23 protein-coding genes are annotated in these 22065 nt (G+C 43.1%); all 23 read right to left on the bottom strand.

Annotated features, from left to right (window positions below; genetic code table 11):
- Nucleotides 1-166 precede the first annotated feature (166 nt).
- Nucleotides 167-781: a cytidylate kinase-like family protein gene (locus tag ABUA34_RS03170; RefSeq protein ID WP_238050269.1), complete on the bottom strand. Its 615-nt coding sequence runs from the start codon at nt 779-781 to the stop codon at nt 167-169.
- A gap of 183 nt (nt 782-964) precedes the next feature.
- A complete protein-coding gene (locus ABUA34_RS03165) occupies nt 965-1888 on the bottom strand; it encodes an RluA family pseudouridine synthase (RefSeq protein ID WP_238050268.1) in 924 nt (307 codons plus the stop codon).
- 3 nt (nt 1889-1891) lie between these two features.
- A complete protein-coding gene (gene lspA / locus ABUA34_RS03160; RefSeq protein ID WP_015534938.1) occupies nt 1892-2410 on the bottom strand; it encodes a signal peptidase II in 519 nt (172 codons plus the stop codon).
- A gap of 23 nt (nt 2411-2433) precedes the next feature.
- Nucleotides 2434-3519, bottom strand: coding sequence for a 3-dehydroquinate synthase (gene aroB / locus ABUA34_RS03155; RefSeq protein ID WP_015534937.1), 1086 nt, complete (start codon nt 3517-3519; stop codon nt 2434-2436).
- A gap of 32 nt (nt 3520-3551) precedes the next feature.
- The gene (locus ABUA34_RS03150) at nt 3552-4268 is read right to left on the bottom strand and encodes a DivIVA domain-containing protein (RefSeq protein WP_015534936.1); all 717 of its coding nucleotides are present in this window, start codon (nt 4266-4268) and stop codon (nt 3552-3554) included.
- Between the two features lie 25 nt (nt 4269-4293).
- On the bottom strand, nt 4294-4947 hold the full coding sequence (locus ABUA34_RS03145) for a cell division protein SepF (protein WP_015534935.1): 654 nt from the start codon (nt 4945-4947) through the stop codon (nt 4294-4296).
- Nucleotides 4948-4959: 12 nt separating this feature from the next.
- A complete protein-coding gene (locus ABUA34_RS03140) occupies nt 4960-5655 on the bottom strand; it encodes a YggS family pyridoxal phosphate-dependent enzyme (protein WP_349818356.1) in 696 nt (231 codons plus the stop codon).
- A gap of 22 nt (nt 5656-5677) precedes the next feature.
- Entirely contained in the window at nt 5678-7084 is a 1407-nt protein-coding gene (locus tag ABUA34_RS03135) for a biotin/lipoyl attachment domain-containing protein (RefSeq protein ID WP_118649142.1), read from the bottom strand.
- 94 nt (nt 7085-7178) lie between these two features.
- Nucleotides 7179-7598 carry a hypothetical protein gene (locus ABUA34_RS03130; RefSeq protein ID WP_015534931.1) on the bottom strand — a complete coding sequence of 140 codons (420 nt, stop codon included), beginning with the start codon at nt 7596-7598 and terminating at the stop codon, nt 7179-7181.
- A 73-nt stretch (nt 7599-7671) separates the two neighbouring features.
- Nucleotides 7672-8667 carry a D-alanyl-D-alanine carboxypeptidase family protein gene (locus ABUA34_RS03125; protein ID WP_349822814.1) on the bottom strand — a complete coding sequence of 332 codons (996 nt, stop codon included), beginning with the start codon at nt 8665-8667 and terminating at the stop codon, nt 7672-7674.
- 52 nt (nt 8668-8719) lie between these two features.
- Nucleotides 8720-9115: a methylglyoxal synthase gene (locus ABUA34_RS03120; protein ID WP_022216472.1), complete on the bottom strand. Its 396-nt coding sequence runs from the start codon at nt 9113-9115 to the stop codon at nt 8720-8722.
- Between the two features lie 10 nt (nt 9116-9125).
- A complete protein-coding gene (locus ABUA34_RS03115) occupies nt 9126-10289 on the bottom strand; it encodes an FtsW/RodA/SpoVE family cell cycle protein (RefSeq protein WP_117548965.1) in 1164 nt (387 codons plus the stop codon).
- Nucleotides 10240-10569: a cell division topological specificity factor MinE gene (locus ABUA34_RS03110; RefSeq protein WP_015534928.1), complete on the bottom strand. Its 330-nt coding sequence runs from the start codon at nt 10567-10569 to the stop codon at nt 10240-10242. Before ABUA34_RS03110 ends, ABUA34_RS03115 begins: the two co-directional genes overlap by 50 nt.
- A 16-nt stretch (nt 10570-10585) precedes the next feature.
- Nucleotides 10586-11377 carry a septum site-determining protein MinD gene (gene minD / locus ABUA34_RS03105; RefSeq protein ID WP_022216474.1) on the bottom strand — a complete coding sequence of 264 codons (792 nt, stop codon included), beginning with the start codon at nt 11375-11377 and terminating at the stop codon, nt 10586-10588.
- Nucleotides 11378-11402: 25 nt separating this feature from the next.
- The gene (locus ABUA34_RS03100) at nt 11403-12107 is read right to left on the bottom strand and encodes a septum site-determining protein MinC (RefSeq protein ID WP_055144455.1); all 705 of its coding nucleotides are present in this window, start codon (nt 12105-12107) and stop codon (nt 11403-11405) included.
- A 46-nt stretch (nt 12108-12153) separates the two neighbouring features.
- Nucleotides 12154-14991, bottom strand: coding sequence for a penicillin-binding transpeptidase domain-containing protein (locus ABUA34_RS03095; protein ID WP_349822813.1), 2838 nt, complete (start codon nt 14989-14991; stop codon nt 12154-12156).
- On the bottom strand, nt 14991-15500 hold the full coding sequence (gene mreD, locus ABUA34_RS03090) for a rod shape-determining protein MreD (RefSeq protein WP_022216476.1): 510 nt from the start codon (nt 15498-15500) through the stop codon (nt 14991-14993). The genes ABUA34_RS03095 and mreD overlap by 1 nt, the downstream gene beginning before the upstream one ends.
- Before the next feature lie 22 nt (nt 15501-15522).
- Nucleotides 15523-16389, bottom strand: a complete 867-nt coding sequence (gene mreC, locus ABUA34_RS03085) for a rod shape-determining protein MreC (RefSeq protein ID WP_349822812.1) — start codon at nt 16387-16389, stop codon at nt 15523-15525.
- Nucleotides 16389-17117, bottom strand: coding sequence for a RadC family protein (gene radC / locus ABUA34_RS03080; RefSeq protein ID WP_015534923.1), 729 nt, complete (start codon nt 17115-17117; stop codon nt 16389-16391). Before radC ends, mreC begins: the two co-directional genes overlap by 1 nt.
- Before the next feature lie 59 nt (nt 17118-17176).
- Nucleotides 17177-18463 (bottom strand): methionine gamma-lyase family protein, encoded by a 1287-nt coding sequence (locus ABUA34_RS03075; RefSeq protein WP_055272995.1) that lies wholly within the window; start codon nt 18461-18463, stop codon nt 17177-17179.
- Complete coding sequence (miaA, locus tag ABUA34_RS03070; protein WP_022216480.1) at nt 18460-19416, bottom strand: tRNA (adenosine(37)-N6)-dimethylallyltransferase MiaA; 957 nt, start codon at nt 19414-19416, stop codon at nt 18460-18462. Before miaA ends, ABUA34_RS03075 begins: the two co-directional genes overlap by 4 nt.
- A gap of 11 nt (nt 19417-19427) precedes the next feature.
- The gene (gene mutL, locus ABUA34_RS03065; RefSeq protein ID WP_349822811.1) at nt 19428-21581 is read right to left on the bottom strand and encodes a DNA mismatch repair endonuclease MutL; all 2154 of its coding nucleotides are present in this window, start codon (nt 21579-21581) and stop codon (nt 19428-19430) included.
- A gap of 16 nt (nt 21582-21597) precedes the next feature.
- Nucleotides 21598-22065, bottom strand: a 468-nt coding sequence (locus ABUA34_RS03060; RefSeq protein ID WP_502880258.1) for a MutS-related protein, incomplete at its 5' end; no start/stop codon positions are given.

Below are 22065 nucleotides of genomic sequence, written 5' to 3'. Positions count from 1 at the left end.
ACCTGTACAATACAGGATAGCATCCATGTGTTCAGCCTAGTTCATAAATATGTGTCCAGGATTCTGGGTACATATCACAACCTACTGTCATTTTTTATATACAAGATTTTATAATGACATTATTATGATGATATATTACAATTTTCAATAATAATCATGACTGAGATCAATAATTATTTACAATGTCATACAACAGATCTATCGTCTTATCTATGCCGTACTTCGAAGTATTGATACATATGTCGTATCCCTTCATCTCGCCCCATCTCTTGGATGTATAATAGTTGTAATATGAAGCTCTGGCCTTGTCTTCCTTCTTGATCATATCCTTGGCCTTCGATTCACTTATGTTGTACTTCTTGGCGATTCTGGCTGTTCTGTCATCCATGTCTGCATACAGGAATATATTCACCACGTTGTCCAGATCCCTGAGTGCGTAATCAGCACATCTGCCGACAAATACACATGAACCATCTTTCTCTGCAAGATTCTTGATGGTGTCAAATGCCGCAAGGAAAACTTTGTGGTTGAGAGGAAGCTCTGTTGAACTGCCAAATCCCAGTGAATATGGATCCATCACCAGTGAGTAAAGAAAGCTATTCGTAGGCTTTTCGTCAAAGCTGTCAAAAATCTCTTCACATATTCCACTGTTCTTTGCTGCCTCTTTAAGTAACTCCTTGTCATAAAATGGTATGTTCATCTTTTCTGCAAGAGCTTCTCCGATCTGCTTGCCTCCACTTCCGAACTGTCTACCTATAGTAATAATCTTCTTCTCTGCCATAGTAACCACTCCCATCTTCTCGTATTCTCCATGTAAGAAATATCAAAATATATTACTTATGTACAAAATACTTAAATTCCTATATGGGTTATTATAACATTTATACAATAAACTGTAAATAAAAAAGTATAGACAATTGCACGTAATTTGTGACAATTGTCTATACTCGTTTGTTACATTATATTAATTTAACAGTTTTAGCTTCTTTATAAGATCTTCAAAATATTCCGGCAGATCAGCCTTGAACTCAACGTATTCCCCGGTTGAGGGATGTTCAAAACCGAGAATACCAGCATGCAGCGTCTGTCCCTGCAGCTTAAACGGACATTTCTTCGGTCCATAAACTTCATCCCCAAGTATGGGATGTCCAATGGATGCCATATGAACTCGGATCTGATGTGTCCTGCCGGTCTCAAGCTGACACTCAATAAAGGTATACTTTCCTCCAAAACGCTCCAGAACTCTGTAATGTGTGACGGCATGTCTGCCATTTCTGGTATTGATCGCCATCTTCTTCCGATCCTTAGGACTTCTTCCGATCGGCGCATCCACAGTACCATCATCCTGTGCGATATTTCCATGGACTATGGCATAATACTTTCTGGTTATACTATGCTCGTGAAGCTGCTCAGACAATGATCTATGGGCATTATCGTTCTTACACACCACAAGTACACCTGTTGTATCCATATCTATCCTGTGAACGATTCCCGGCCTGAATTCTCCATTTATACCGGAAAGGGAATCCTTAAAATGGTACATCAGTCCGTTGACCAGAGTCCCACTGTAGTGTCCCGGTGCCGGATGGACCACCATTCCCTTTGGTTTATTCACAAGTATCACATCATCATCCTCATATATGATGTCGAGCGGTACATTCTCAGGCTCAATGTCAATGCTGACCGGGTCCGGCACAGATATATCAAAAATATCTCCGGTACGTACACTGTAGCTCGGCTTTGAAGCCTTACCGTTGACCTGAATATATCCGTCATCAAATAACTTCTTTATGAAAGATCTCGAATAATCGCTGAAATACCCGCTGAGAACCTTGTCTATTCTTTTCCCTGCCCAGTCGTCGCTGGCTTCGATGTTATATTCTTCCATATACTATTCCTGTCCATCTGTCTGTTTTTGGTGTATGATCTCTGAGAGCTCATCATCCTTATACTTGAACAGCACCAGAATAACTATAACAATAAAACTGCATGTGACAAATATATCTGCGACATTGAATACCGGGAAGTTAATAAGGCAGAAGTCAAACATGTCAACCACATATCCACGGGCAACTCTGTCGATCATATTGCCGACAGCTCCCGATATGAGAAATACCAGTGATATCCTGAGCGGTGTATATTTCTTTTCCTGATTGCCTGCAAGCCTGATGTATACATATATAGCCGCAAGCAGGATCACAAATGTTATCGCAAGCAGGAAAACGATCTTACCTGAGAAACTTCCCCAGGCCGCACCTCTGTTCTGAACATAGTTGAGCTGGAAAACTCCATCGATTATTTTCCTTGTCTGTCCAACCTGAAAGTTGGTTGATATGAGATGTTTCACCAGTTGATCTAAAGCTGTAAGAATAATAATGGCAAGTATAGCCATCGGTATTCTCTTTTTCATAATATCCGTTCCTCCTTTGAACATCAATGCCACTCAAATGCCTTTTTCATATCATCAGGAACGACATTGGTATTGATATATGCATCGCCAATAGTGTGAAGAAGGATAAATTTTATCTTGTCCCCAACCATCTTCTTATCGTTCTTAGTGTACTCTATGACAGCATCTGCATCGACAGGGTAGTCCTTGAGAGTAGGGAAACCAAACATATCAAATGCATGTATGATCTTATGAAGCTCGTCCTCTGTGATGTCACCCCTATTGTATGAGATAACAGACGCAAGGCAGCATCCGATGCCGACACATGCCCCATGACTCAGCTTAAGGTCGAGGTATCTCTCTATGGCATGTCCAAGAGTATGTCCAAAATTGAGCAGAGCTCTGTCGCCCTTCTCCGTAGGATCGTTCTCCACAACAACTCTCTTGATGTTGCAGCTCACCCTGATCATCTCCATCAGGACATCCTTATCCCTTGCAAGTATTCTGTCGTGGTTTTCTATAAGCCAGTCAAAATATGCAGAATCCTTTATGAGTCCATGTTTTATGATCTCTCCCATTCCCGAAATAAACTGCTCATCGGATAACGTGGTGAGTGTTGACACATTGATATACACAAGCTTTGGCATGTGAAAGGCTCCGACCATGTTCTTATATGAATCAAAGTCAACGCCTGTCTTTCCACCAATACTGCTGTCCACCTGTGCCAGAAGACTTGTAGGTATCTGTACAAAGTCTATGCCTCTGAGATACGTTGCAGCAGTAAATCCGGTTATATCGCCCGTCACGCCGCCTCCAAGAGCCACCAGAAGATCTTTTCTGTCAAACTTTGCAAGAATAAGCTTCTCGTAGATCATCTTTACTGTATCAAGATTCTTCTGAGACTCACCGGCCTCAAATATAATAGATATCAATTCTTTGCATTTTCCATCAAGCTGATTCCTGATCTCATCGAGATAAAGAGGCGCAACATTACTCTCTGTAACGATACATACCCTTCTATCAGCAATTCCCTGTCCGGCTAAAAGCTCAGGCAGGGAATTAAAATCGTTTGCAAAGAAAATGTCATAGATTGGTTCATCATTCAGATGAACTGTGAGTGCATTACACATATAAACATTCTCCATTAGTATAAAATATATTGTTAGTTTCCAAATGGATTAACAAATGACTTACCGCCAAGATTCTTTGTGTATACAGACGAATCACTTGTAACACTTCCGCCACCGGCACCGCCAAGTGTTGAATCACCCATGGCTGAGCCGCCTCCTGATCCGAGAGTTGATTCCTCGCGGCCCTGTGGATCGCCGTCATAGGAGTTCATAAACGAATTCATAGCTGCGCTCTGTGTCGACTGTGAATAAGAAGCATTTGAACTGCCCTCGCTTAATACATCGTCGAAATTAAGTCCCATCTCCTCATTGATAGGATTCTGGGCAAGGTAATTCATATGGGCTTCCATCAGAGCCTTGAATGCACATACATAGTCCTTGTACTGCTGTTTTATTCCATCAATACTTCCCTCTATGCGCTCAAGCTCCTCCCTGGCCTCCTGCACTATATTATTAGCCTTGATCTTGGCATCATTCTCTATCAGTCTCGCCTTATCAGTGGCGTTCTTTGTAGACTCCTCAGCATTCTTCTCTGCTAGCATGAGAGATTTCTGGAGCTTTGACTCGGTTGTTCTGTAATGTACTAAACTGTCAGTCAGAGTTTTCACCTGATTGGTAAGATCTGCATTGGACTTATACAGTTCTGTGTAGCTGAGCACAACTATGTCAAAAAATGCATCTACATCTTTTCGCGCATATCCCATTCCATGCGTGAACTTCTTCTGTTGTAAATCAACTGGTGTAAGCATATGTAATCCCCCGTAAAAACATATATTAATAAGTTGCCTTACTTGAAAGAGTTTCCCCCTGAAGAGATCCTCCAGCCAATTCCTCTCTTAAATCACCAGATACGTAGGTTCCATTAGGTGTGGCAAGGAATATGTTGCCCGAAATAGCCTGAAACAGACCATCCACAGCATAACTTGCTCCTCCAATGAAATCCGCTATTCTCTGTGCAGTTGGAAGATCAAGATCCTCCATGTTTATTACGATTATCTGTCCTCGATTGAGATGATCGATTATCATCTGCGCATCGTCAAACTCGTCCGGCTTGATAACAAATACTTCACTGTCATCCATTGCTCTGGATCTGCTGTTGATCGATACGAGCTTTCCATTACCTGCTCCTGACTGCTGACCATGAGAAGATCTTGCAGCTTTTGATCTGGCCGATCCATTGTCAGATGATGCAGAACCTTTGTACTTATTAAAGGACTTGAGCGGTGAAGCCTTCACTCTGGACTCTGTCTGAGGCGCATCGTAATCATCCTCATCATCGTACTCATCGTCTAAGCGATCGTCCATATCGTCTTCATCTTCATAGTCATCTTCATCTTCATCAAACAAATCATCATCAAAGTCATCGTCGCTTGAATCACTTAATTTGAAATAATCAAGAAAACTTTTCTTTGTATTTCCCTTTGCCATGATTGTTCTCCTTTAAATATTATAATTTCTGGCACCGAATATTCCCGTGCCAACTCTAACCAACGTTGCACCTTCTTCAACTGCAACTTCATAGTCGTTTGTCATACCCATCGACAAGACGCTCATATCGATATTATCAATGCTTTTAGATTGTATGTCAAGTGATAAATCTTTCAATTTGCGGAAATAGACCCTGTTGTCCTCGGGATCATCCACAAATGGAGCGATAGTCATAAGACCCTTAACCCTGATATGAGGGAAATCTTTTATCTCCTGGATAAGCGGAAGTACCTCGTCGCATGACAGTCCAAATTTTGTTTCTTCCTGTGCAACATTTACCTCAATGAGAATCTTGACTGTGACATCATGCTTTGCAGCCTCCTTCTCAATGGTTTTGGCAAGATTTAACGAATCAACGGAGTGTATCATACACACCTTATCTACAATATATTTTACCTTGTTCGTCTGCAGGTGACCTATCATATGCCAGTTTACAGGTCTTGAGACATTCTCGTATTTGTCCACAAGCTCCTGAACCTTATTCTCACCAAAATCAACGGCATTCGTATCACTGAGCAATTCCTCTATATCTGACAAAGGCTTTGTCTTGCTAACGGCAATCAGAGTGACATCCTCCGGTGATCTGCCGGCCTTTTCACATGCCCTGACTATGTTCTCTTTTACTTTTTCGTAATTTTCTTTAAGCATATTATCATCTCCTGTGTCTGTACTATTGATATATAAGCTCTCCCTCTTTCATGGAATGTCCGTCCAGTAATATTCTGTCATATCTGGATATTCCATATGAAAGATCCGGCTTGATGATCGAGTAATCATCACCCGATACGATAACCTCTATTCTTCTGAATTCCGCAGTTCCTCTTGATACACACAGAACACCATCCATCGTATACTTGGCGGCTGTGGCAACGGAAAATGTCTCCTTGGAATTATTCTTCTGCAGTACCGCATCCGAATCTATACTTGACGGATCAACATAACAGAATCTCTTGTCGGTAAAATATATTATCGGTGATATCTGTTTTATTGAAGTGCTTCCCGAATTGCCATATGTTACCTGATTAAAATGAGTCAGATCTGAATCACCACTGCCTCCTGTCAGGTAATCCACAGGTATCATATATACATCCTTTGTTATTACGGATGAAGCCGGTATCTTCAGACCGCTGGATTCCTCGAACATGAAGTTGATGTCCAGAAATCTTTCATTTACATACTGCGCGATATATTTGTTGAATGATACCACTATATAATAATGACCATCTTTTTCGATCTTATCGTATGTCGATCTGATCTTTCTGCTCGAATTATTGATGGTAAATGAAGCGTATTCATTCTGTGTAACCTTCTCAAATTCATCCTTGCTGAGCGATATGGCAATATTCCATTCCTCATCGTTGATAAGCTTACATACAGCGCTGCCCGCAGAAACCTGGCCATCTGACTTGAGTGACTGTTTTGTATACACAGTTTTATCAAAAAGCTCAGGTGTCAGATTCTTCACATCGACGCTCTCATATCCATCCTGATAGTATGTGACAAGTCCGCTGAACGGCGCCTTCTGGGCATCAAGTGAAAATGATGAAGAACCATTGCTGACCTGCTCAAGAGCAAGCTCCTCATAGAGCTCTAAAAGCTTGTTGTCGATGCTTGTCTTGAAATTATATACATTACCAAAATTGGATGCCGAAAATCCATTTTTGAACATCTTTATCTGATTGTTCAGACTTGTGTAATCTGCGCTCGTGAGAAGTGCTGAACCATTCTCCTGCATGTCGCTCATTGCTGCCTGCATGGAGCCCGAGCTGTCAATGGCATATATATTTGCACCCTTGGATACCTTCTCGCCATCTCTTATATAGTAGCATGGTGTTCCCGTCGCCGAGGCGGTTATGACAGTCTCACTTCTTACCGCAAGCCCTGTAGCCGTGAAATCAGTATCGTACGTACTCTGCTCAACCGTGAATATTATCGGATCAGAATCATTAACATACGCAACGACCCTGATGAGTATATATATGAATACGAGTGCAAAAAGGAATGTTCCAAAGCCCGGCATTTTAAGCTTTGGAAGTTCGATCTTTGTCTTTTGTTTTTTTCGTTTTATTGTCGCCATAATATGTCTCCCGTAATTTACTCTGGCACAGAAAATGGCTGGCAACATACATATGCCAACCACATTCTATCTGAAATATAAGGCGGCATCCAGCTTATAATGCCGCAATAACGCAGTCCTTGAAATCCTCTGGTACGTCATTGACATCTGTTGCCAGACAGATCACTATATCAACATTGAACATATCGGATATGTTCTTTATCTCGTCCAATGCCTCAACGATATGTGACTCTCCAACGTATGCAACCGTCTTAAAATTATCTATATAAATCTTCTCAATATCACTGTTCTGGGAGATTATTCCTCGCACGAATCCGGTGAACGAATCCAGCTTGCTAATTCCATAGCTTGTACAGTTGATCATCTTGACTCTGTTGCTGAGCTCATAGAGATGCTTGTTGTTATTATCAAGAAATACTACCGTACCGGAAACAACCTTTACTTCATTGTTGACCTTATCTATCAGTGCCTTTGTCTTTCCCTTACCCTTATCTCCTGCAATAATGTGAATCATTTTTCATGCCTCCTGAATCTTGATGTAAAATTTATACAAATAATGTCCGTATCATATATGTCAGATACACACATCACTTTGCCTTATTTATAAGTTCAGTCATGGCGCTGTACAGTGCCTCTTTTCCATCTGCTCCGGCTACAAGAGCAATATACTCTTCACCGGTGGAATCGTTCTTAAGCTCCATGATAAGACAGTTGAGTGCCTCCTCTGTGGTTCCGGTCTTCCACGAACCTATCGAGTATCCATCTGGAAAATTTACCTCACCAGTTAAGAATTCATTTGTCGGCTCTATGGTTACCACCTGTTCATTGCCATCTGCATCCGTGTATGTGAAATCATATGTATCAAGTGAATCTATCACATACGCAAGGTCATGCTTTGAAAATTCCTTTATTATAAGATACAGATCATACGCTGTAGTGTAATGGTCATCGTCGTGAAGTCCATGACAGTTGACAAAGTGGGTATTTGTAGCACCGATCTCCTTCGCCTTTTCATTCATCATGTCACAAAATGCTGATTCGCTGCCGGCTATCAGCTCTGCAAGTATAACACCACAGTCATTGTATGATGTTATCATGAGACCGTACAGCAGGTTTTTGACCGTCAGGCTGCAGCCTCCGACCAGGTCACTGGCCATGGCATCCCAATCGTCAAATGTGACCTTTCTGTTGAGAGTTACCACATCGTCAAGGGATATATCTCCCTTTTCTATGCTCTCCATAACGAGTATACCTGTCATGATCTTGGTCATACTTGCCGGATATATCTTTCCATGTACATTATGGGCCACTATGGTATCCTTGGTCGTCTCATCGACAAGCATAGCGGCATAACATCCGTTGTAGTTTGCGGCATCTATCTCCTCGCCCTGTGCTATCACAGCGTTATCGTATGCCATTCCGAGCTCCCCATACACCGGAAGATCAGGCAACACACCTATGTCGAGCTGTTTTCCAGCTTTGTAGGTCTTGTTTCCGCAGCCGGCCAGAAGGACCATCGACAACACAAGTATCAAAGAGATACTTCTTCGCATGTATTTTCCTATTCTGCTTTGATTAAACATAATATAACCTCCGAAATATATTCAACAGCCTGATAACGGTGCTGAAATATATTTACTTGTAGAATTCACGCCAGTCAAGATCTCCTCTGTCAAGTGCCAGTATAAGGAGCTCGGCAGTTGCCAGATTAGTCGCAAGCGGAATATTATGTGTATCACACAATGTAAATATGTTGTTTATATCAGGTTCATGATTCTTTGGATGAAGAGGATCTCTCAGAAAGATGACCATATCGATGTCATTGTTCTCTATCTGTGATCCGAGCTGCTGCTCACCGCCAAGATGTCCTGCAATATATTTGTGAACTGTAAGATTGGTAACCTCCTCAATAAGTCTTCCGGTAGTTCCTGTTGCGTAAAGCTCATGCTTATTAAGAATTCCTCTATATGCTATACAGAAGTTCTGCATCAGTTTTTTCTTAGCATCATGTGCTATCAAACCAATATTCATGAAAATCCTCCTAATACTTTTTCTTTTGCAAATTTATATTGAGAACCATGCCCATTCCGGCACACAAACTGACGAGTGAACTCAGTCCGTAACTTATGAATGGCAAAGGTAATCCCGTGTTCGGAAGTATGGATGTGGCAACACCAATATTGATAAATGACTGGATGCTGACCAGTGCTGCCATACCTGTTGCTATATACATTCCCTTTTTATCACCGGAACGCCTAGCAACCCTAATACATTGTAACACTATGAGCAGTAAAATTGCAATAATAATAACACTTCCGATGAAACCTAATTCTTCTCCCACTGCCGAGAATATAAAGTCTGTCTGCTGCTCAGATATGAGATTTGTATCTTTTACGGTTGCCACATCAGAGCTGTTGATCCCCTTACCGGTCAACTGTCCCGATCCTATGGCCATGATAGAGTTGTTCTGCTGATCCTGGGTGGATCCGCCTCCATACATATGTCCAAGTATACGCTGTCTCTGATATCCGTTCAGGAACTGCGGCAGGTTGTCCTGCTGGATATACCAGAAGAAGCCTCCAAAGAATGGTATGAGTATCAGTACCGCAATACCTATTATCTTGAGTGAGAGCCCCGCTATAAATATGACTATAAACAATGTTGCACATATACATATCGTGGTTGAAAGATCCGGCTCGGCAAATATAAGTCCGATCGGTATTGCAAGGAAAGCTGCAAGCTTCAGCAGCGTCTTTGCCGTGTTCAGATCATCCGCATGTTTTTCAAGAAAAACAGCCGTGCAGATTATCAGTATTATCTTGGCAAACTCCGATGGCTGTATGGTAAATGAATCGGATATCTGGAACCATCTGCTGGCTCCATGGGAATCCGCACCTGATCCTGCCACCAGTACAAGTCCCAGCAGCACTATATTTGCAGCGTATAGTACCATATAGTATTTGCATATGAAATTATAGTCTATGAGTGATACTATTATCATTCCCAGTATACACACCCCGGCACCGATCAACTGCTTTGTGAGTTTTGTCTCATCTACGCTCACTATGATCACAGTACCCATGGCCATGGCTGCTATTATCAGGAAAAACAATTTGAAATTGTAATCCAGTATACTGTATTTTTTTTGATCCTGATCAAGACTGAATTGTTTTAAGTTCAGTTGATCCTTCTTGAATAAGTTCATAATTCACTGATCCTCGTCCTGTTGTTCTGTATGTATATTCGTTATCCTTCTTCTCTGTATCCACGCTTAACAATGGAATATATGCCACTAGCATACGCTCCTTGACCTGGATATCGATATCTGATTCCTTTACATTGATGTATCTGTCTATCTCCTGCTTTATGGTATGCTTCATATCGTCCAGGAAATCCGGATTACACCCTATCCTGTCTGAAGCCAACATGCTTATAAGCCTTTCTTTGGCATAACTTCCTGTGTTATATAAATATATCTTATTCATCCCCATATTCCTCCCTTCAGGCTCTTTTACGTCTGAAAAGCGAACGCAGTGAGCGGTTCTTCCCTGAATAATAATCTTCAACTTCAAGGGAATCATCCACTATCTTTCTGCATATATTCATATATGCATGTCCCGATTTCGTGTTGCTGCACACGACCGGTTCTCCTTTGTTTGTCGATATGACTATGTCCTCATCGTCGGCGATCACTCCAAGCAGATCCACTGCAAGTATATCAACCACATCATCGACGGACATCATATTGCCCTTTTTGACCATATCATATCTTATCCTGTTGATTATGAGGTGCTGTTTTTCAATTCCATACGCCTCGAGCAGACCGATTATCCTGTCTGCATCCCTTATGGCCGAGACCTCGGGAGTTGTCACTATGACAGCCCTGTCAGCAGCAGCTATGGCGTTCTTAAAGCCCTGTTCTATACCGGCCGGGCAGTCAATGATTATGTAGTCATACTCGTCTCTTATCTCGTCTATGAGCTTGATGATCTGTTCCGGGCTGACCGCTGTCTTATCCCTGGTCTGCGCGCAAGGCAGCAGGTACAGATTGTTGTAGTTCCTCGCCTTTATAAGAGCCTGCTTATATCTGCAGTTTCCCTCTATTACATCTATCAGATTATAGACTATGCGGTTTTCCAGGCCAAGCACAACATCCAGGTTTCTGAGACCTATATCTGTATCTATCATCACCACTCTGTTCCCGAGGGACGCAAGACCGGTTCCTATGTTCGCCGATGTGGTCGTCTTGCCAACTCCGCCTTTTCCTGATGTAACAACAATAACTTCACACATAATAAAAATCCTCCTAAATTTACTATCATATGTAGGTTATATTTATAATCCCTTCATCATTCGTAGCTATCATTGGCATTCTTTTTGCACCCGGAAGTCTGATTCCTGTACTTTTCGCTTTTCCTATCTGCAAAAGCTGTGGGCACATTCTCATCGCTATTATGAAATTGTTTCCAGCCGCCAGCTTACCCGCTATGGCAGCTCCCGCCAGTTCCCCAACGACCACGATATTCTTACCGGATACAACCCTGGCATCCCTGGCAACATCTCCGAGGATAATGACATTTCCCCTGATCTCAAGGGTCTGCTTTCTCCCTATGTCGCCGCGGAAGATATATGGTCTTTCATTGTCACTGTGCGTTTTAGTCATATCCGGCAAAGCCATACTGACTTTTGCCTGTTGTGGTTCACGATCCCCATCATCCCGGACACCGGAACCTGTATATTGATCTATGTCAGGTTTAGCTGCAAATCTGACATGAATCTTATCAATGCTGTTTAAAAAACTGATTATCTCCTCCGTGTCTCCACGCTCCAGGGTACATCCCCTGAAAGATATACATACAGTTCCTTTTTTCTGGAAGGCACTTATATTATCGAGGATCCTGCAATACAGATCGCAGCAGATATCATTTACAGACATAGCCGCCGGTACATAGACAACTATGCCTGATCTGTCTGCCTTGATTGATAATCTGTCCATACCATCCATATCATCTGCTCCTGTCATATTATTTCCTACACACAGGTTCTGTGATATATCTTTGGTATCTCAATTAATCTGACATCTGGTTGTTTCCTGTTATGTCAAGCGTATCAAGCTTGTCAGGGTCATACATATATGCGTACACCATTCCGGCAAGCTCCTCTGCGTTACCCGATGTATATCCATGTGGAATAACACATGTTACACTGACCTCAGGGTTCTCATAAGGCGCAAATGACACAAACAATGCGTGATCCGGCCTTGTGGTATCCTCCTCTGCTGTTCCCGTCTTGCCGGCAACATTGACATTTATCTGATTTATAAGAGCCGATGGACTTGTGTGTTCACTTACCATCTGACGCATTCCCTGTTTTATGACCGCCCACTGGCTGTCCGTCAGATCAACTGTATTCTTAGGAACGTTGTCACTCTTATACACTGTTCTTCCATCTATATTTTTTATCTCGTTCACCAGTGTCAGGTCATAACAGTTGCCCTCATTGGCGATGGTTGTCACATATCTGGCAAGCTGGACAGGCGCATAGTTATTTGTACCCTGTCCGATAGAAGAACGTACCGCATCAGTATCTGACACATGCGGATCCATCTCTTCTATCTCCACACCTGACTTCTGGTCAAGTCCAAATAACGAAGCGTACTTCTGTATCTTATCTATACCCTGTGCATCCTGATATACTCCCTTGCTGTCTGTGGCAAGGCGGTATCCAACCTCATAGAAGAAACCGTTACACGATACCTCTATGGCGTCAGCGAGACCAAGCGTTCCGTGTCCGCTTCTGAGCCAGCAGGCCGGTGAAGGAACAACCTTTGAGAATGTACCGTAATCAGTTATAACTGATCCAACGTCTATAACGCCCTCCTGCAGACCAGCTGCAGCAATGAGCATCTTGTATGTGGAACCCGGTGCAGTTCTCTGCATGGTTGCACGATTGTACATAGGGGTCGTCTTATCTTCTGTTATCTTGGCATAATAGTCAGGATCGATCACATTTGTGAGCTTGTTGTTGTCGTAGCTTGGGTAGCTTACCATAGCCCTTACAGTTCCTGTCGCCGGATCGACCACCACGATGGATCCCGAGCATGGGTCAAGAGCAAGCATGGCAGGTGTTATCTCAAGCTTTTTGATCTTTCTGTAAATAAATTCAAAATTGCTGAGGACACCTGACGTAAATTCCTCGTAATCTTCGTCTGTTGTACTATTAAGGATTCCCTGGTCGTATAACAGGTATATTACCTGGGAACCTGTTATTTCACCTGATAATATCATATATTTGAAGACTCGTTTGTCGAAATCGGAGTCATCCTCAAATTCTTTGAGTACATAATCGACAATAACATTGTATATCTCATCCGTATCATAATAATCACTGCTTGTCTGAATGCCGGTTATGTCTATTACTCCCTGGCTTATGCAGTATTTCAGATACTCATATAATGATATCTTGTCATTTACATAGTTGTTATATGTGTCACTGTCCTTATCCACTGCACTGCTGTCATATATGCCGTTTGAGCTCAGCGTCTCGCATATAAACTCCATATAATCCTTGTACTGATCCGAAAGATTATACAGTTCCGTGTGACTGCTCTTCAGAATGTCCGAAAGCGCATTGAGTGTGTACTGCTTGCTTGATACAAATGTGTTGTACACATTCTTTTCATTGTCAGTTGCATTCGCAGCATTAAGGGCCTTTATGTCTATAATGTTGTTGTCAAAGAATGCCGAGTACACATCCGTTATAGGTATATCCTCTTTCTCCTTGGATGTCGTCACGTTCTTGAGATTTGCAAGGAGAATATACGACAATTCCTTTTCAAGTGCGTTGTAGCAGTATTTCTGAAGATCAGAGTCAAGTGTGAGGTAAATATCGTTTCCTGCAACAGAATCAGTCTTTTCTATAATCTCAAGGACTTTTCCCATGTTGTCAACGTACATCTTCTGGGAACCGTCAACACCACGAAGCTGATCCTCGTACGACTGTTCCAAACCAAGCTTTCCAACCATATCATTGGAATCATACTGCTGATTCTCGTCAAGCTTCGCATTGTACTCCTCGAGCTCCTCATTTGAAATGTTGCCGATATATCCGATTATATGCGAAAAATATATTGCATCATTGTATACTCTGTTTGATTCAATACTCACATCCATTCCGAGCAGTGTATCCATATTCTCAGTTATCGCAGCATAGCTCTGCTGACTTATATTGTTGGCGATATCCACTGTCATGTACTGCTGGTATCTGTTGAGCCATACCTCATATCTCACGGCAAGGATCTTGAGCACATAGGCATCCGAATAATCACCCGAGATATTGAAAAGTTCATCACTTCTCATATAGTCAAATACTTCCCTTGCTGTAGCATTCTTCTGTGCATCGGTGAGGGCATCAACTGAGCTTGCACCATAAACATTCATATAAAATGTATTGAGCTGTGAGCCGCTTATCGTGAATTTCATGTTGCCATTTGCATCCAGCTTGATCGGAAGCTCCACGGACAGACTGTCTCCATTCTGCTCAAGTATAAGTATCGTCTTATAAACTATCTCATTTCTTAGCTCATTGACCGACATATTCTTCTTGTCTGCCGCCTCAGTGAGGTCTGCATTGCTGGTGAAACTCAGATTGTATGAAGATTCGTTATATGCAAGCAGTTTTCCGTTGCAGTCGAAAATCTTTCCTCTGGTGGCCTTGACCGACACCGTCTTAAGTGATTTGTACTGGAAGCTGGACTGATATTTTTCTCCATTTATGATCTGAAGATTAAACAATCTGTACACAAGCACGCCTGACAGGCACAAAAAAAACAGAGTGACATAAAAAATACGGCTCTTTAACTTTTCTACTATAAAATCTTTGATTATCTCTAATATATCTCTGATCACTATGTCTCACTTCCTTTTTCAGCGCGCTTCAGCCGCTTGTTTATAAAGACAAACAGCTTGAATACTATCATCGTAAGTATGGCTGTGTATATCATATCCGGCAAAATAATATCCTTCATGTACAGCCCAAAACTGAGTCTGTTACGCATTACAAAGAATATTATAAATGTTATGAAATTAAATATGAAATCATCAAGTGTTATGATGATGATAGGCAGCAGTACATCCTCCACGAGGTACAGTCTGTGGAAAAATCCGTTACAGTATCCAATGAGCATATATATGATCATAAAAGGGCCTATGGCAAAGCCAAAGTACAGATCATATAAAAAGCCACAGAAAAATCCCACCAGCATTCCCTCTTTTCGACCTCTCATAAGTCCAAAGGACACCGTGAGGATGAGCATCAGATTGGGAGTCGCACCCGCAACTGAAATATATGGAAAAAGTGCTGACTGAAGCACAAAACATATTATGATTAATAATCCAAGTGTGATAACTCTTCTCAATGTCTGTTTAACCTCTTTACTTCTACTCCGAAACAGTTTTCTTGGTCTGGAGGACTATGAGTACCTCCTGTATCTTTGAAAAATCACATGCCGGAGTGATATATGCAGTCTTTGTAAGATTGTTGGAATCTTCCTCTATTTTTGTTACATACCCTATGTTAATTCCCGACAGATATTTGTTTGACACATAGGATGTGACGACCTGATCGCCGACTCCGACCTCTGCGTCCTTGTCAATGTTTTCAGCGATAAGATAGCCATTCTCATAATTGCTGGCGCTTCCCTCAACATTACAAATAGCCTCTGATGGTAATATCATTCCGTTTACATTTGATGTATCGTCTATGATGGCTCTTACCTTGGCATAATCCTTTCCGGCCTCTGTGACTATTCCACACAGGCCGTTGCCATACATGACATTGCAGCCCTCGACAACACCATCATCTGTTCCCTTGTCGACATAGAACACCTGAAACCATCCGCCGGTATCCTTTGATATGACCCTGGCAGCAGTCTTCTTATAATCGTAATACTGGAGATCAAGCTCATAAAGTGCCTGAAGACGTTCGAGCTCATACGAATTCTGCTGGTACTGTGCCACCTGCTTCTGACTCTGTTCAAGCTGATCCTTGAGTGTTTCATTCTCCTTTAACAGTGCGTCGTAATTCTGGAAAGCCTCAGTTTTGCTCTGAACCCATCTGCCTATGGTATTTACCCCTTTCTGCATGGGCTGGACAAATATGTTGGTAAAATTCCTCACTGGTGCAAATATTCCCCCCGCAAAGAGAGATACAAGCATGAGCACAACGCAAAAGCCTGTGAGTCCAAGCAAAAAATATCTCGGTGTGATCTCTATTCTTTTTCTGTTCCTATTTCGTCTTCGTTTCATTATAAAATACCTCGCTCAGCTAAGCTGACATAGCAGTTATTTCCTAAAATAATATGATCTGAAAGCTCTATCCCTATCAGTTCCCCGGCTCTGTCCATCTCTCTGGTGATATCTATATCCTGACCGCTCGGAGTCGGATCTCCGGATGGGTGGTTATGCACAAGTATGATATAGACAGCATCGTATCTGAGCGCCTCCACAAACACCTCTCTCGGAGATAACATCGAACTGTTCACTGTTCCCTCTGAAATGCGGACATCCTTTATGAGCTTATGCTTCGCATCAAACATGAGGAGATACACGTATTCCTTTTCGAGATATCTTGTGTTCTCCATGAAATAATCCGCAATGCTCTGTGGGGACTGGAACGACAAAAACGGCTTAAATGAAGCCCTGGCCATTCTCCTGGATATCTCAGCCAGACATTTCATCTGTATCGCTTTTACCTTTCCAACTCCGCTTATCTCTTCAAGTTCACTCACAGTCAGGTAATTAAGCCCCACTATACCCTTGTGGACCGGATGGGCATCCAGTATCCTGTAGGCTGTGGACAGCGCATTTGCCTTCCTGCTTCCGGTTCTGAGGATGACTGCCAGAAGTTCAGCATCTGTGAGAACCTCAACTCCATACTTAAAGCTCTTCTCATACGGTCTCTCAGTCTCCGACATTTCTTTCATGGAGACCGAAAGTCCTCCTGCAAAATTCTCTTTGCAATAATTTTTATCCATATTTCCTCCTTCCGCCTCTCCAAGCTCCAGAGAAAATTTTATATGGCTGACTAATTAATCTACCATACTATAAGGTTTTTTTCTACCATTTTCTGTAATGACATTATTATGCCGTACTTGGCATGGGGATATGTAAGTCCCCCCTGAAAATATACCGCGTAAGGTGAGCGCATAGGTGCATCCGCTGAGAGCTCAATGGATGAACCAGACACAAATGCTCCAGCGGCCATGATGACCGGTGAATCATAGCCCGGCATGTCCCAAGGCTCAGGTCTTACATAACTGTCAACCGGCGCTGCAGCCTGGATTCCTTCACAGAATGCCACGACCCTCTCAGGAGTCTGAAGCTCAACAGCCTGAATAATATCGTATCTGTCCTCTGTGCTGTCAGGAACAGCCTTAAAGCCCAGTCCCTCGTATACATTTGCTGCAAATATCGCACCCTTAAGCGCACTTGCAGTAACTGTAGGTGCCATGAAAAGTCCCTGAGTGAGAGCCTTTGTATTGCCAAGTGAGGCTCCAACCTCCTTGCCGAGTCCCGGAGTTGTGAGTCTGTATGAAGCATTCTCCACATACTCCTTCTTTCCGCATATATAACCTCCTATCGGTGCAAGACCGCCACCCGGATTCTTGATGAGAGAACCGACCACAAGATCGGCACCCACATCCGACGGCTCTATATCCTGTACGAATTCTCCGTAACAGTTGTCTACCATGCATATGATGTCAGGATTTACACTCTTGACCGCTTTTATGGCCTCACCGATCTGCTGTACAGACAGCGTCTTTCTGACCGCATATCCCTTGGATCTCTGTATCTCCACAAGCCTTGTGCGGCTATTGATCGCATTCTTTATTCCATCAATGTCAAAGTCTCCGTTCGGCAACAGATCTACCTGGGCATATGTGACACCATACTCTGCAAGTGACCCCCTTGACTCCCTGATACCAATGATCTCATCCAATGTGTCGTACGGCTTTCCCGCTATGGCAAGGATCTCATCTCCCGGGCGCAGATTACCGAACATGGCCGTGCAGAGTGCATGGGTTCCGCACACTATCTGTGTCCTGACAAGGGCATCCTCCGTGTGAAATACGTCTGCATATATCCTCTCAAGGGCATCTCTTCCGTCATCCGTATAACCATAACCCGAAGAGCCTGCAAAATGTGCCTCAGACAATCTGTTGTCCTGCATGGCCTTAAGGACCTTTAGCTGGTTAAGCTCACTCACAGCATCAATGGCTGCAAATCTATCCTTAAGTTTCTCCTCCACACTGTTGCAGTATTCAAACACCTTTTCATCCACATTCAGTGATCTGTAGTAATCCTTTAACATATCTTTCATCTCTGTATAATCTCCTTTTCGCGAAGCCTGTCCAGCATAAATGACAATATTTCAGACTCGCTGTCATACTCACTTTTATCAACCCAGGTCACATGTTTTTCCCTCTTGAACCATGTGATCTGTCTCTTGGCAAAATGCCTTGTATCTCTCTTTAGCGTATATACTGCCTCATCCAGAGTGCATCTGCCCTGAATATAATCGATTATCTCCTTGTAGCCAAGCCCCTGCATGGACACCAGCTCCCTGCTGTAACCCTCGCTCACAAGCAGTTTTACCTCGTCCAGAAGCCCTGCCTCAAGCATGATATCTATCCGTCTGTCTATTCTATCATATAATTTCTGTCTGTCATCATTTAACACAAAATATTCAAAATTATATGGTGACTTCTTCTGCGACTCAGTCTCGTTGTGTTCAGATATCTTCATACCTGTTTTTTTATAAAATTCAAGAGCCCGTATCACTCTTTTTACATTGTTCTCATGTATCTTTTCAGCGGATTCAGGGTCGACCTCCGCTAGCATGTCATGAAGGAATGTCTTGCCGTGGGTATCTGCAAGGTTCTGCAGCTTTTCCCTGTATGACATATCGTTGTCATTTTCCTCAAAATCAATATCGTACAGAAGAGCCTGGATATAGAAACCGGTACCACCTACTATGATTGGAATTTTTCCACGGGAATATATATCCTCCATAGCACGAAGAGCATATTTCTTGAAAAGCACAACGTTGAACTCTTCTGCCGGATCCAGAATATCTATCAGATGATGCCTTACCCCCTGCATCTCCTCCGGCTCTATCTTCGCCGTTCCAATATTCATCTTTCTATATACCTGCATAGAATCTGCGGATATGATCTCGCCGTCCACCGCCTTTGCCAGTCCTATGGACAGTGCCGTCTTGCCGACAGCCGTGGGGCCGGTGAGGATTATCAGTGGTTTCATATTCTTATCCATCCTGTTATCTCCTATACTATTCGCTTAAACTTCTTCTCAATCTCCGCCTCCGTCATGGATATGACAGTCGGACGTCCATGAGGACATGTGTATGGATTTTCAAGCTTTAATAGCTGATCTATAAGTGCGTCAGCCTCCTTAAAACTTATCTCCGTGTTACCCTTTATCGCAGCTTTGCACGCCATGGTGGAAAGCTTGTGTATAAATGTATCTATGGTCACCTTTTTAGCACTGCTGCTTGCATCCGCTATGAAGTCTATGAAAAGCTCTCTGCCATCAAGGCCAAACAGGTTGTCAGGAACAGCGTTCAGCTTGAACTCCCTGCCTCCAAAGTTCTCAATCTGATATCCAAGTGCCTCGAACATCTCCATATTTTCATGAAGAAACTCTATCTCTGCGGCACTGAGTGTAACAACCGCTGGAGGCATAAGATACTGTGAGTATATCTTCTTATTCTTGTAATTCTCCATAAGCTCTTCGTACTTAACCTTCTCATGGGCGGCATGCTGATCCATTATGAAGAACTTACCATCGTACTCTATGAGCCAGTATGTCTTGAAAAGCTGTCCTATGAGTCTGTGCTTCGCACGGGCCTCCTTTGTCAGGAACTTCTCCTGGAACATATCCTGCTGTACGTATTTTTTCCCGGCTTCCTCAATATAAGCTGCATCTGAAGCTGCAGATACTGTTGAGTCTTGTGTCGCCGCTGTGACCGAAGGTCTAGCTGGTGCCGGAGCTGTATATGCCGGACTCTCGTTTACCACATTCCTGTTTTGTACTATCTCTCTCTCAAGATCATTATTCCTATCCGCATATATGTAGTTTCCTGCCGGCTTCTCCATCTTGTTATTATCTATGACGTCTGATCCTTTATTGTTTGAGCTGCTAGTCTCATCTATGATTTCTATAACCGGGTGGACCGGCTGTGATGATGTCTGTGGTTCGATCGGGCAAAGCTGCTGTGGTGATGTCTGCGTCTCCGCCGAGCGAAGCTGCTCAGGCTGATTCTGCGGTTCTGCCGGACGATGCTGCTCAGGCTGACTCTGCGGTACAGTCCGCTCCTCTGCCCTGACTATCGCCTCACGCCTCTTATTCTCGAACGCCTCCGGTGCCTTGCCAACATCCCTCTGCTTGAAGGTCTCCGGCTTCGGATCCTTCCCCGGCGCCACATCAGGAATGAGCTCCTTGAATAACAGTGTCTCCCTTATGGCATTGTAGGTGAAGCTGTATATATCCTGACTGTTGGCGAATTTCAACTCCATCTTGGTCGGATGTACATTTACATCGAGGAGATCAGGTCTCACCTGGAAATTGATCTCGGTGAATGGAAACTTGTGTATCATGACAAATGTCCTGAAAGCATCCTCGATCGCCTTGGTGAGCACCGCACTCTTTATATATCTGTGATTTACATAGTAGCCCTCAAATGATCTGTTGCCCCTTGATATACAAGGTCTTGCTATATATCCGGAGATCTTCATATAGTCATTTTCCGCATTTATCTCAAGAAGATTTGAGGTGATGTCTCTTCCATAGATATGGTAGATTATGTCTCTGAGTTTGCCATTGCCTGATGTGAACAGCTTGTCTGTTCCATTTGCAATGAACTTAAATGAGATCTCCGGGTGTGACATGCATATACGGCACATCAAGTCGTAGATATAGCTTGTCTCCGTGGCATCAGTCTTCATGAACTTCTTTCTCGCCGGTGTATTGTAGAAAAGATTTCTGACAATTATGGTTGTTCCACCCGGAGCACCTATCTCCTCGCTGGATATCTCCTTACCGCCATGTATCTGGTATCTGAGACCGGTCACATCATCAGCGGTCTTGGTTATCATCTCCACCTGGGCAACCGCCGCTATACTTGCAAGTGCCTCACCACGGAAACCAAGAGAAGAGATACTCAGGAGATCCTCGACTGTCACAAGCTTACTTGTGGCATGTCTGAGAAATGCAAGCTTGACCTCATCCTTCTTTATACCTGCTCCGTTGTCGGTGACTCTGAGAAATGACAGTCCGCCTCCCTTTACCTCGACGGTTACCGCTGTGGCACCTGAGTCTATGGAATTTTCCACAAGCTCCTTGATGACCGAGCTCGGCTTCTCTATAACCTCACCGGCTGCTATCTTGTTAATCGTATTTTGGTCTAATACTTTTATCATTACTTATCGCTCCTTATTATTTAAGTCGCTCCTGCAATTCATTTAAATAAAGCAACGCCTTCATAGGTGTCATGTTGGACAGATCAACACACTTTATGTCCTCGATCACCTGTGATTCGGCAAGTGAGCCGAACATTGACATCTGGGTGTCTTCTTTCTTCGGCTTGAAATCATTTGTAACCTTTATCTCCTTCAGCTTGGTGGTTATGTCCTTGTCTATAAGCTGATTACATATCTCATTTGCTCTCGCTATAACGACATCCGGCACACCGGCAAGCTTTGCAACCTGTATACCGTAGCTTCTGTCGGCACCGCCCTTGACGATCTTTCTGAGGAACACTATGTCGTCTCCGTCTTCCTTGACCGCTATACAGTAGTTGTTGACTGCCGACAGCTTACCCTCAAGCTCCGTGAGCTCATGGTAATGTGTCGCAAACAGAGTTTTTGCTCCGAGCAGTTCACTGTTGCTTATATACTCAACGAC

The sequence above is a fragment of the Coprococcus sp. RTP21428st1_C9_RTP21428_210409 genome (assembly GCF_040227395.1).
GTDB classification, from domain to species: domain Bacteria; phylum Bacillota; class Clostridia; order Lachnospirales; family Lachnospiraceae; genus Coprococcus; species Coprococcus aceti.
Note: the sequence above shows the minus strand (reverse complement) of the source record. Positions and strands in the feature narration are given on the sequence as shown.

What these genes read in the sequence shown, in the direction of transcription:
- ABUA34_RS03170 (WP_238050269.1), bottom strand. Translation starts at nt 781, where the DNA reads ATGGCAGAGAAGAAGATTATTACTATAGGTAGACAGTTCGGAAGTGGA.
- ABUA34_RS03165 (WP_238050268.1), bottom strand. Translation starts at nt 1,888, where the DNA reads ATGGAAGAATATAACATCGAAGCCAGCGACGACTGGGCAGGGAAAAGA.
- lspA (WP_015534938.1), bottom strand. Translation starts at nt 2,410, where the DNA reads ATGAAAAAGAGAATACCGATGGCTATACTTGCCATTATTATTCTTACA.
- aroB (WP_015534937.1), bottom strand. Translation starts at nt 3,519, where the DNA reads ATGTGTAATGCACTCACAGTTCATCTGAATGATGAACCAATCTATGAC.
- ABUA34_RS03150 (WP_015534936.1), bottom strand. Translation starts at nt 4,268, where the DNA reads ATGCTTACACCAGTTGATTTACAACAGAAGAAGTTCACGCATGGAATG.
- ABUA34_RS03145 (WP_015534935.1), bottom strand. Translation starts at nt 4,947, where the DNA reads ATGGCAAAGGGAAATACAAAGAAAAGTTTTCTTGATTATTTCAAATTA.
- ABUA34_RS03140 (WP_349818356.1), bottom strand. Translation starts at nt 5,655, where the DNA reads ATGCTTAAAGAAAATTACGAAAAAGTAAAAGAGAACATAGTCAGGGCA.
- ABUA34_RS03135 (WP_118649142.1), bottom strand. Translation starts at nt 7,084, where the DNA reads ATGGCGACAATAAAACGAAAAAAACAAAAGACAAAGATCGAACTTCCA.
- ABUA34_RS03130 (WP_015534931.1), bottom strand. Translation starts at nt 7,598, where the DNA reads ATGATTCACATTATTGCAGGAGATAAGGGTAAGGGAAAGACAAAGGCA.
- ABUA34_RS03125 (WP_349822814.1), bottom strand. Translation starts at nt 8,667, where the DNA reads ATGTTTAATCAAAGCAGAATAGGAAAATACATGCGAAGAAGTATCTCT.
- ABUA34_RS03120 (WP_022216472.1), bottom strand. Translation starts at nt 9,115, where the DNA reads ATGAATATTGGTTTGATAGCACATGATGCTAAGAAAAAACTGATGCAG.
- ABUA34_RS03115 (WP_117548965.1), bottom strand. Translation starts at nt 10,289, where the DNA reads ATGAACTTATTCAAGAAGGATCAACTGAACTTAAAACAATTCAGTCTT.
- ABUA34_RS03110 (WP_015534928.1), bottom strand. Translation starts at nt 10,569, where the DNA reads ATGAATAAGATATATTTATATAACACAGGAAGTTATGCCAAAGAAAGG.
- minD (WP_022216474.1), bottom strand. Translation starts at nt 11,377, where the DNA reads ATGTGTGAAGTTATTGTTGTTACATCAGGAAAAGGCGGAGTTGGCAAG.
- ABUA34_RS03100 (WP_055144455.1), bottom strand. Translation starts at nt 12,107, where the DNA reads ATGACAGGAGCAGATGATATGGATGGTATGGACAGATTATCAATCAAG.
- mreC (WP_349822812.1), bottom strand. Translation starts at nt 16,389, where the DNA reads ATGAAACGAAGACGAAATAGGAACAGAAAAAGAATAGAGATCACACCG.
- radC (WP_015534923.1), bottom strand. Translation starts at nt 17,117, where the DNA reads ATGGATAAAAATTATTGCAAAGAGAATTTTGCAGGAGGACTTTCGGTC.
- ABUA34_RS03075 (WP_055272995.1), bottom strand. Translation starts at nt 18,463, where the DNA reads ATGAAAGATATGTTAAAGGATTACTACAGATCACTGAATGTGGATGAA.
- miaA (WP_022216480.1), bottom strand. Translation starts at nt 19,416, where the DNA reads ATGGATAAGAATATGAAACCACTGATAATCCTCACCGGCCCCACGGCT.
- mutL (WP_349822811.1), bottom strand. Translation starts at nt 21,581, where the DNA reads ATGATAAAAGTATTAGACCAAAATACGATTAACAAGATAGCAGCCGGT.